This is a genomic window from Curvibacter lanceolatus ATCC 14669, assembly GCF_000381265.1.
Classification (GTDB): Bacteria; Pseudomonadota; Gammaproteobacteria; order Burkholderiales; family Burkholderiaceae_C; genus Curvibacter; species Curvibacter lanceolatus.
Genome location: NZ_KB906253.1, coordinates 832,759 through 841,731, shown reverse-complemented (window position 1 = coordinate 841,731; position 8,973 = coordinate 832,759). Strand labels below are relative to the sequence as shown.

Annotated in this window: 8 protein-coding genes; 5 read left to right on the top strand and 3 right to left on the bottom strand. The window is 66.9% G+C overall.

What is annotated here, in order from left to right:
* Nucleotides 1–12 precede the first annotated feature (12 nt).
* Both xseA and xseB read left to right on the top strand, forming a co-directional pair.
* A complete protein-coding gene (gene xseA, locus F624_RS0104080; protein ID WP_019572991.1) occupies nucleotides 13–1,764 on the top strand; it encodes an exodeoxyribonuclease VII large subunit in 1,752 nt (583 codons plus the stop codon).
* Nucleotides 1,761–2,075, top strand: a complete 315-nt coding sequence (gene xseB / locus F624_RS0104075; protein WP_019572990.1) for an exodeoxyribonuclease VII small subunit — start codon at nucleotides 1,761–1,763, stop codon at nucleotides 2,073–2,075. Before xseA ends, xseB begins: the two co-directional genes overlap by 4 nt.
* 39 nt (nucleotides 2,076–2,114) lie before the next feature.
* Here the strand turns inward: xseB and F624_RS0104070 are convergent, their stop codons facing one another.
* Both F624_RS0104070 and F624_RS0104065 read right to left on the bottom strand, forming a co-directional pair.
* Nucleotides 2,115–3,455: an LLM class flavin-dependent oxidoreductase gene (locus F624_RS0104070; RefSeq protein WP_019572989.1), complete on the bottom strand. Its 1,341-nt coding sequence runs from the start codon at nucleotides 3,453–3,455 to the stop codon at nucleotides 2,115–2,117.
* Between the two features lie 15 nt (nucleotides 3,456–3,470).
* On the bottom strand, nucleotides 3,471–4,466 hold the full coding sequence (locus tag F624_RS0104065) for an aliphatic sulfonate ABC transporter substrate-binding protein (RefSeq protein ID WP_019572988.1): 996 nt from the start codon (nucleotides 4,464–4,466) through the stop codon (nucleotides 3,471–3,473).
* 223 nt (nucleotides 4,467–4,689) lie between these two features.
* Between F624_RS0104065 and F624_RS0104060 the strand changes: the two genes are divergently transcribed.
* Genes F624_RS0104060 through F624_RS0104050 form a run of 3 tightly spaced genes read left to right on the top strand, consistent with a single transcriptional unit; the run spans nucleotide 4,690 to nucleotide 7,939 of the window.
* Entirely contained in the window at nucleotides 4,690–5,682 is a 993-nt protein-coding gene (locus F624_RS0104060) for a sulfonate ABC transporter substrate-binding protein (protein ID WP_019572987.1), read from the top strand.
* 37 nt (nucleotides 5,683–5,719) lie between these two features.
* Nucleotides 5,720–6,673, top strand: a complete 954-nt coding sequence (locus F624_RS0104055) for an ABC transporter substrate-binding protein (RefSeq protein ID WP_019572986.1) — start codon at nucleotides 5,720–5,722, stop codon at nucleotides 6,671–6,673.
* Between the two features lie 51 nt (nucleotides 6,674–6,724).
* The gene (locus F624_RS0104050; RefSeq protein ID WP_019572985.1) at nucleotides 6,725–7,939 is read left to right on the top strand and encodes an acyl-CoA dehydrogenase family protein; all 1,215 of its coding nucleotides are present in this window, start codon (nucleotides 6,725–6,727) and stop codon (nucleotides 7,937–7,939) included.
* A gap of 130 nt (nucleotides 7,940–8,069) precedes the next feature.
* On the opposite strand, the gene F624_RS0104045 is transcribed toward F624_RS0104050, so the two are convergent.
* The gene (locus F624_RS0104045) at nucleotides 8,070–8,750 is read right to left on the bottom strand and encodes a Crp/Fnr family transcriptional regulator (protein WP_043425471.1); all 681 of its coding nucleotides are present in this window, start codon (nucleotides 8,748–8,750) and stop codon (nucleotides 8,070–8,072) included.
* Nucleotides 8,751–8,973 lie beyond the last annotated feature (223 nt).

Below are 8,973 nucleotides of genomic sequence, written 5' to 3'. Positions count from 1 at the left end.
ACCATTGCGCCCATGAGCGACACCTACCTCGTCACCACTTACGCCGACAAGGACCAAGTCAAGGCCTTGGGTGCCCGCTGGGATCCGGCGCGGCGGCAATGGCGGGTGCCGGCCGGGCTGGACCTGGGCCCTTTTGCCCGCTGGCTGCCCCAGGGCCTGGCGCTGGAGCCGGTGGCCAGCGCGGGCGCGGTGGCCCGTGCCGCCGGCACGGCATTGACGGAGCCCTTCAGTAGCAGTGCCGGTGCCCTGGCCCCGGCCGATGCCAAGGGCGTTTCCCTGTCGCGTCTGCTGGGCGGCGTGGCCGTGGCGGTGTCCGATGCCTTTCGCGAAGGGGTGTGGACCACGGTCGAGGTGGTCGATGTGCGGGCGCGCAACCATGTCTACCTCGAGGTGTCGGAGCGTGACCTGAGCGGCAACACGGTGGCCAAGGCCCATGCTGTGATCTGGTCCAGCGTGGCGCAGCGCATCCTGCCGGCTTTTCAGCAGGCCACAGGGGTGGAACTGGCGGCAGGGCTCAAGTTGCTGGTGCGGGCCCGGCCCGTGTTCAAGGCGCAGTATGGGTTTTCGTTGGAGGTCGACGAGATCGACCCCAACTACACCCTGGGCGATCTGGAGGCCACCAAGCGCGAGATCCGCGAGCGCCTGCGCCGCGAGGGCCTGTTCGAGCTCAACCGCGAGTTGCCCCCGCCCTGGGATTTCAACCACGTGCTGGTGGTGGCACCCGAGGGCGGCGCCGGGCTGGGCGACTTCCAGGCCGAGGCCAGCCGGCTGGAGCGCCATGGGCTGTGCAGTTTCATCTATGTGTACAGCCGCTTCCAGGGCGAGGGCGCGCCCGCCGAGATCCGCCAGGAGCTGCTGGCTGCGCTGGAACAGATCCGCGTCAACCACCCCTGGCTGCCCGATGCCGTGGTGCTGATCCGCGGCGGCGGGGCCGTCAATGACATGGCCTGGCTGAACGACTACGCGCTGGCGCGCGCCCTGTGCGAGCTGCCGGTGCCGGTGTTCACCGGCATTGGGCACGAGCGCGACAACACCGTGCTCGACGAGGTGGCGCACCAGCGTTTCGACACGCCCTCCAAGGTGATTGCCGGCATTGAGCAGGTGATCCGTGAGCGGGCGCACCAGGCCCGAGCCATGTTCGACAGCATCGCCACCCAGGCCCGGCGCAGTGTCGAGCAGGCCCGCCTGCAGGCCACCCAGCTGCGGGCCCAGGTGCACACCGGGGCGCTAGGGCAGATCGCGCTGGCCAAGGCCGGCGCCAGCCAGGCCCTGACCGATGTGCGCCTGCACGCCGTTGTCACCGTGCGGCAGGCAGCCGATGCCGCACAAAGTCGCCTGGGCGAGGTGCAGCAACTGGCCCGGGCCCAGCTGCAGTCGGCCCAGCGCGAAACCCCCGCCCTGATCGGCGAGATCCGCGCCGAAGCCCGCCAGATGCTGCGCACCGCCCGCCTGCAGGTGGGCAGCGACCTGGAGGCCATCCGCAGCCAGGCCAGGGCCGACCTGCGCCAGCAGCAAGACCACCTGAGCCGCAGCCTGGGCGATGTCAGCTTGCTGGCGCGCCGGGCCATTGCCCAGGCGCGCCAGGGCAGCGAAAGCCTGATGCGCGAGATTGCCGGCCAAGGCCCGGGCAAGACCTTGGGCCGGGGCTTTGCCCTGGTGCGGGCCGACTCGGGCGAACCCATCACCAGTGCCTCGACCCCGGCGGTCGAGGTGACGCTTCAATTTCACGACGGCCAACGCGCCGCAACCCTGCTCAAGCCATGAAACACAGCTTCAAGGAATCCTACGGCGTGCTGCAACGCCACGCCCAGACCCTGCGCGAACAGCGCGAACCCAACATCGACGACCTGCTGCAGATCGTCGAAGAGTCGGTGAGCGCCTTCAAGATCTGCCAGGCCCGCATCGATGCGGTGGAGAAAGCGCTGGAGAAGGAACTGGGCGAGCCCCAGCGTGAGACGGCTGAGCGAAGCCCGGTGCCCACAGCGCCCGCAGAGTCCACCGCGTCCAAGACTGCCCCGAAGACGGCCTCCAAGACGGCCGCACCGGCCACCGACGACGACGACGTGCCGTTCTGAGGCGGTGGCCGCTCGCCAGCAAGGCTCGGGCTGTGCTGATCAGACCGTGGCGCTGGAGAACTGATTGGGCGGGACGGCCAGCCCCAGCGTGTCGCGCAACGTCTGGCCCGGGTAGGCGGTGCGAAAGGCGCCCCGGTCCTGCAGGCGGGGCACCACCTGCTCCAGAAAGTCGTCCGCGCCCAGGGGCATGATGGCGGGCAGCACCACAAAGCCGTCGCCGCCGCCTTCGTCGTGCCAGCGTTTGAGCTCGTCAGCCACCTCGCTGGCCGTGCCCACAGGCGAGAAAAAGCCCAGGCTCTGGGCGTACCAGGTGCCCAGTTGGGCCACGGTCCAGCCTTCGTCGCGCGCTTTTTGCAGCACGCCCTGAAAGCGCCCCCGGCTGCCGGTCAACTGGCTGGCGATGTCGGGCACCCGCTGGTGCAGCGGGTACTGCGCCAGATCGTGGTTCATGCTGGCCGACATGAAGCTCAGCGCCGCCTCGGGCAGCACCAGCTCTTTGAGCTCACGCTCCAGATCCAGCGCCTCGCGTCGGGTCTGGCCGATGATGGGCACGATGCCGGGCAGCACCTTCAGGCTGTCTGGCGAGCGTCCCACCTCGGTCAACTGTTGTTTGAAGCGGCGGTAGAAGGCCTGGGCCCGGGTCAGATCGGGCTGCACGCCAAAGACCACCTCGGCCTGCTCCAGGGCGGTGCGCTCAAAGTTGCCCGACACGCCGGCCTGTACCTGCACCGGGTGCCCTTGTGGCGGGCGCGGCACGTTCAGCGGGCCGCGCACCTTGAACCAGTCGCCGTCGTGGTCCACATAGTGCAGCTTGCTGGCGTCGCCATGTCGGCCCGTGGCCTGGTCGCGCACCAGCCAGTCGCTCTCCCAGCTGTCCCACAGCTTCTTCACCAGTCGGGTGAACTCGGCCGATTTGGCATAGCGCGCGTCGTGTCCCAGGTGCTGATCCAGCCCGTGGTTGCGGGCCTCGCCGTCGCTCACCGAGGTGACCACGTTCCAGGCCACGCGGCCACCGCTCAGGTGGTCGATGGTGGCCAGGGTGCGGGCGGCGGTGTAGGGCTGGGTGTAGGTGGCCGATACCGTGGCGGCCAGGCCGATGTGCGTGGTGGCCCCGACCAGCGAGGCGATCACGCTCAGCGGCTCGACGTGCTGGGGCAGGGCGCGCGACTCGACCGTGGCCCTGAAGTCGCCGCCATAGACATCGTCCACCGACAGCTTGTCGGCCAGAAACACCATGTCCAGGCAGGCCCGCTCGGCCTTCTGGGCCAGGTCGCGGTAAAAGCGCCAGTCCAGCGGGCGGGTGTTGCCCGCTTTGGGGTGACGCCAGGCGCCGTGCTGGCTGCCGATTTCGGCCAGGTACAGGGCAATGTGCATGCTCATGTCAGGGCTCTGAGCTCAGGGCTTGAAGCGCGTGTCGAGCAGGTCTTTGGCATCGAGGCGGCGCGGGATCAGCTTGGCCTCCACGTACAGGTCGATGGTGTTCTGCTGCAGGCGCACGATGCTGTCATCGATGGCCAGCGGGGCATGGCCCTCGCGGCGTTGCTTGGACAGGGCCACGTCCTCCGGGATGCCCACCAGCTTGGCGATGGTCTTGGAGTAGGGCTCGGTGTTCTTCTGCGCCCAGACGCGGGCCCGGGCGTTGCGGGCCACAAAATCCTTCAGTGCGGCAGCCTTGTCCTTGTCGGCCAGTGCGTGGTTGGAGGCCACCAGGTACGACAGCGCCGGGAAGTTCTTGCCATCCACCAGGATGCGGGCGCCTGATTTCAGGATGGCAAACGACACATAGGGCTCCCAGGTGACGGCCGCATCGACCGAGCCCTGCGTCAGCGCCAGCGTGAACTCCGAAGGCGCCAGGTAGGCCAATTGCACCGCATCGGCAGCCAAGCCCGCCTTGCTCAGCACCTGCAGCAACAGGTTGTGGCCCGACGAGCCCTTGACCACGGCAATGCGCTTGCCCTTCAGGTCTTCGATGCTTTTGTAGGGCGAGGCCTGCGTCACGATGATGGCGTTGCCCTCGTAGCTGGTGGCAAAAATGGCCTTGGCCTCCAGCCCGCCAGCGGCAACGGCAAAGGTCAGCGGGGCGTCACCCACCGAGCCGGCGTCGATGGCATCGGCGCGCAGCGCCTCCAGCAGCGGGGCCGCATTGGGGAACTCGCTCCAGACGATCTTGTAAGGCACTTGCTGCAATTCGCCCGAGGCCTCCAGAGCGGCCCGGGCATTGCCACGCTGGTCACCCACGCGCAGGGTAACGCCCTCGGCCAGCGCCACTTGCGTCAGGCCCAGGCCCAGTGCCAGGGTCCAGGTCAGGCGTCGCAGCCATCGGGCGGGCTGGTGCCCTGCGGTGTGTCGTGAGGGGCGGTTTGCGACTTGGGCGGCTTGGAAGGCATTCATGGCGGGGTTGGCAAGCTAGTAAAAAGCAAGAAAAGCAAGAAGTGGCCGATTCCATCACCCCAAGCCCCCGGCGCGAAGGACGCATTCGTCACATCGACATGCGCGCTGCGTCTATGTCTGTTTAGTTGGGTTTTGCATAAGTTTTGGCAGGAATGTCATTCGACACCGGGTGTGCTGCTGCCTACGCTGGCGCCTTTACTGACCTCCACAGACGATCACCGCCATGCCCCTCAAGTCACTGAACCGCCGACATTTCGCCGCCACCCTGGCTGCCACCGCCAGCCCCTTGCTGTGGGGCGCTGCCGCATCCGCCAATGCACAGACGCCCAGCGCGGCCCTGCCGAAGGAGGTGCGCCTGGGCTGGCAGAAGGGCTCGGCCATCCAGGTGCTGGCGCGCAAGCAGGGCGTGATCGAACAGCGGCTCAAGGCCTTGGGGGTCGAGTCGGTGAAGTGGGTCGAGTTTCAGTTCGGCCCGCCCATGCTGGAGGCCCTGGGGGCGGGTGCCATTGACGCCGGATCGGTGGGAGACACCCCGCCCATTTTTGCCCAGGCGGGTGGCTCGAACCTGGTGTATGCCGCGGCCACGCCCTCGTCACCCCATGCCGTGCTGGTGCCGCGCAACTCGCCGATCAAGACCCTGGCCGAGCTCAAAGGCAAGAAGGTGGCCTTTGGCAAGGGGTCGAGCGCCCACAACGTGACCATCAAGGCTCTGGCCACCGTGGGCCTCACGCTGCGAGACATCGAGCCCGTGTTCCTGGCCCCGGCCGATGCCACCGCCGCCTTCAATGGCGGCAACATCGACGCCTGGACCGTGTGGGACCCTTACTACGCCATTGCCGAGCAGCGCTATGGCGCCCGCGTGCTGGCCGACACCAGCGACAAACGCCTGACCAGCTCCTCGTACTACATGGCCAACCGCGACTTTGCCAACAAGCATCCCGCGGTGCTGGCCGCGGTGCTCGATGAGATCGGCAAGGTCACGGTCAAGGCGGGCCGCAACCCTGAGGAACTGGCTGCGGTGGCGGCCGAGGCTTCGGGCATCGACGCCAAGATCTGGGTGTCGGTGTTCGGGCGCTCGGAGTTCTCGCTGGGCCCGGTGGGCGAAACACAGATCGCGCAGCAACAGCAGCTGGCCGACACCTTCCAGGCGCTGGGCATCATCCCCCGCAAGATCAATGTCACCGACATCGTCTGGCGCAACCCGGGCCTGCGTTGAAACAACAGACCCACCGAACCCATTGCAAAAAACACCCATGCGTATCTCCAAGCTCCGTCGTCGTCTGCCTGCCCTGCTGGCAGGTCTTCTGTGGGTCGCCTCCTCGTATGCGGCCGATCAGGTCGTCCTCAAGGTGGGCGATCAGAACTACTACAACATCCGTGCCTCGGTTGAATTGTCCAAGGCCCTGGAGGGCGCGCCCTACACCGTGGAGTGGGCCGGCTTTCAGGCTGCGGCTCCGCTGTCTGAGGCCCTCAATGCCGGTGCCATCGACATCGGCTTTCTGGGCGACTCGGGCTTTCTGTTCCTGGCCTCCAAGAGCAGCAATGTGCGCCTCATCGGCGTGACGCGCCAAAACCCCAAGACGGTGGCCCTCCTGGTGCCCAAGAACTCCACCGCCAAGACCATTGCCGACCTCAAGGGCAAGAAGGTGGCCTACTGGCCCGGTGCCTGGAGCCAGCAACTCACCCTCGGTGCGCTCGACAAGGCCGGGCTGCCCGCCGACCACGTGCAGTTCGTCAAGCTGATGCCGCTGGATGCGGCCACCGCCCTGCCTGGGGGCAGCATCGATGCCTTCCCGGTTTGGGAGCCCTATGTATCGCAGCAGATCGTGCAATCGGGCGCCAGGGTGCTGTTCACTGCCGAGGGCGTGATCCCGGCGCTCAGCACCATCGCGGCCTATGCACCCTCGATTGAGGCCAAGCGCTCCGCCATCGCCGATTTTCTGCAACGCCTCAAAAAGGCCCGTGCCTGGGTGGACGCCAACACCGACAGCTATGCCGACGCCTGGGCGCAGCGCGCCAACCTCGACCGCGAGGTGTCGCGCCACTGGCTGCGCCAGGCCAAGCTCACCGTGGGCCCGGTGGACGCACAGGCCGCCAAGGACATCCAAGGCACGGCCGATTTTCTGCGCAAGGTCGAGGTGCTGCCCGCCGCGCTCGACACCCGCAAGGTGATCGACACCTCGTTCAGTGCGGCCCTGAACCCCTGAACGCAGCCACCGGCCGCTCCCTCCAACGCACATCACACCGCAAGGATCACCATGACCCAAGTCCAATCCGCCTGGGGCGCCGCCCCCAGCCCGCAGTACGAAGCCCTGGCCGCGCGCTTTCGCCCTGTCTTCGAACGCATTCGCGCGGGGGCCGTCGAGCGTGATCTGCAGCGGCACCTGCCGCACGAAGAACTGCATTGGCTGCGTGAGGCAGGTTTCACCAAGCTGCGCTTGCCGCAAGAGCTGGGCGGTCTGGGCGCCACGCTGCCCGAGCTGTTCGGCTTGCTGATCGAACTGGGTGCGGCCGACTCGAACGTGGTCAATGCCGTGCGCGCCCACCAGGGCTTCACCGAAGACGTGCTCAACGCCGCCGACCCGGCCTGGCGTCAGCGTTGGCTGGCCCGTGTGGCGGCCGGCGACTTGGTCGGTTCGGGCTTCTCGGAGGCGGGCGACGCCAAGGTGGGCAGCTTTTCGACCCGCCTGCGCCAGACCCCCGAGGGCCTGCGCCTGGAGGGCGAGAAGTTCTACACCACCGGTTCGCTGTTCGGCGACTGGATCAACACCGCTGTGGCCAACGACCGCGAGGAATCCATCCTGGTGCTGGTGCCACGCCGTGGCGCCGGTGTGGAGGTGTTGGACGACTGGGACGGCTTTGGCCAGGCCCTCACCGGCAGTGGCACGGCCCGCTTCAGGGCGGTGGCCATCGAGCCCGAGTGGGTCAACCCCAGCCTGGAGCGCTTCTCTTACAGCACGGGCTACTACCAACTGGTGCACCTGGCCACGCTGGCCGGCATCGGCCGCGCCCTGGCCGACGATGTGGCCCAGCGCGTGCGCGAACGCCAGCGCATCTACAGCCATGGCAATGCCAGCCGGGTGTCGGACGATCCGCAGATCCTGCAGGTGGTAGGTCGTGTGCGCAGCGCGGCCTACGGGGCCGGTGCCATCGTGCTGCAGGCCGCCGCCGCATTGCAGCGCGTGTACGACGCCACGGGTGCCGAGGCCAAGGCCCAGGCCACCGTGCTGGCCAATGTCGAGGTGGACCAGTCGGTGTCGGTGGTGACCCAGTTGGTGCTCGACGCCAGTACCGAGTTGTTCGACGCCCTGGGCGCTTCGGCCGCACGCCGCACCGAGGGCCTGGACCGCTACTGGCGCAACGCCCGCACCATCAGCTCGCACAACCCCCGCGTGTACCGTGAACGGGCCGTGGGCAGCTACGCCGTCAAGGGGGAGGCACCGCCTGCGTTCTATCGGATCGGGGCCGCCTGATCATGGCTTGGCCCGCCCGCGGGGCGTCTGCCCTAGTCCACCGAGGCGAGGGGCTGAACCTTCCGTGATGAAAGGGTGCCCCCCCCACTGACCAGCCCCTCAACCGGGTTGGCCCCACCCGTTGCGTCTGTCACAGAAAATCCTGCATGAAAGGGCCCTGGAGCGTGATCTGGCAAGACGCGTCGGTCTGGGTGTAACCCCGAGCCTCCAAATCCTTCATCACACGGCTGACCATTTCGCGAGAGGCGCCCACCATCTTGGCGATGTCCTGGCGAGAGATTTTTTCGCGGATCACCATCGTTCCATCTGGGCCCTGTTCGGCGTGCTCCAGCAATGACCTTATCACGCGGCCATGGACGTCCAGCAGTGCAAAGGATTCGATCTTGCGATCTGCCTGGCGCAGGCGCTGCACCAGTCGGACCATGACCGCGTGGGCCACGTGGGTGTTTTCCTGCAGGCAGCGCAGGAAATCGGTCCGGCCCAGCGTCAGGACATCGGTGTGGGTTTCCGCCTGCATGGTGGCGGTATGAGGCTCGTTGTCTATCAAACTCATCTCATCGAGCAGGTCGCCACCGCGCAGCTTGCACAGCACGAGCTGGCGTCCGCATTTGTCAGTGGACGTGACCCGCACGCGACCCGTGAGCAAGATGAAAAGCAGGTCCGAATGGGCATGTTGTTGCACCAGAACCTCTCCCCGTCTGAATCGTCGCTTCTCCAGGGCCTCGGCGATTGACTCGGCCTGTGATGGCGTCAGGCGACTGAACACCGGTATGCGCCGCAGCAACTCCAGGTTGGAGACCATCGTGGTCATAAGCTGTGTGTCCTGATTGTTTTGATGAACCGCTTTGTCGGATCTCGACATCCATCTCGTTCAAAGTAGACGTCATGTCACGCCAGACACCTGAACAAGCGAGGTGCCATGCAGGATCAACATCAAAGAGAGCATGGCGAATTTCGGCATACACGGCCCACTGCCGTCGGGCCGCTGAGCTTAAACGGCCGGTCGTTTGCCCCCACCTTTGCGTGCGATGGTC

Bases quoted from the DNA above. Each gene is read 5' to 3' on its own strand.
- xseA (WP_019572991.1), top strand. From the start codon at position 13: ATGAGCGACACCTACCTCGTCACCACTTACGCCGACAAGGACCAAGTC.
- xseB (WP_019572990.1), top strand. From the start codon at position 1,761: ATGAAACACAGCTTCAAGGAATCCTACGGCGTGCTGCAACGCCACGCC.
- F624_RS0104070 (WP_019572989.1), bottom strand. From the start codon at position 3,455: ATGAGCATGCACATTGCCCTGTACCTGGCCGAAATCGGCAGCCAGCAC.
- F624_RS0104065 (WP_019572988.1), bottom strand. From the start codon at position 4,466: ATGAATGCCTTCCAAGCCGCCCAAGTCGCAAACCGCCCCTCACGACAC.
- F624_RS0104060 (WP_019572987.1), top strand. From the start codon at position 4,690: ATGCCCCTCAAGTCACTGAACCGCCGACATTTCGCCGCCACCCTGGCT.
- F624_RS0104055 (WP_019572986.1), top strand. From the start codon at position 5,720: ATGCGTATCTCCAAGCTCCGTCGTCGTCTGCCTGCCCTGCTGGCAGGT.
- F624_RS0104050 (WP_019572985.1), top strand. From the start codon at position 6,725: ATGACCCAAGTCCAATCCGCCTGGGGCGCCGCCCCCAGCCCGCAGTAC.
- F624_RS0104045 (WP_043425471.1), bottom strand. From the start codon at position 8,750: ATGACCACGATGGTCTCCAACCTGGAGTTGCTGCGGCGCATACCGGTG.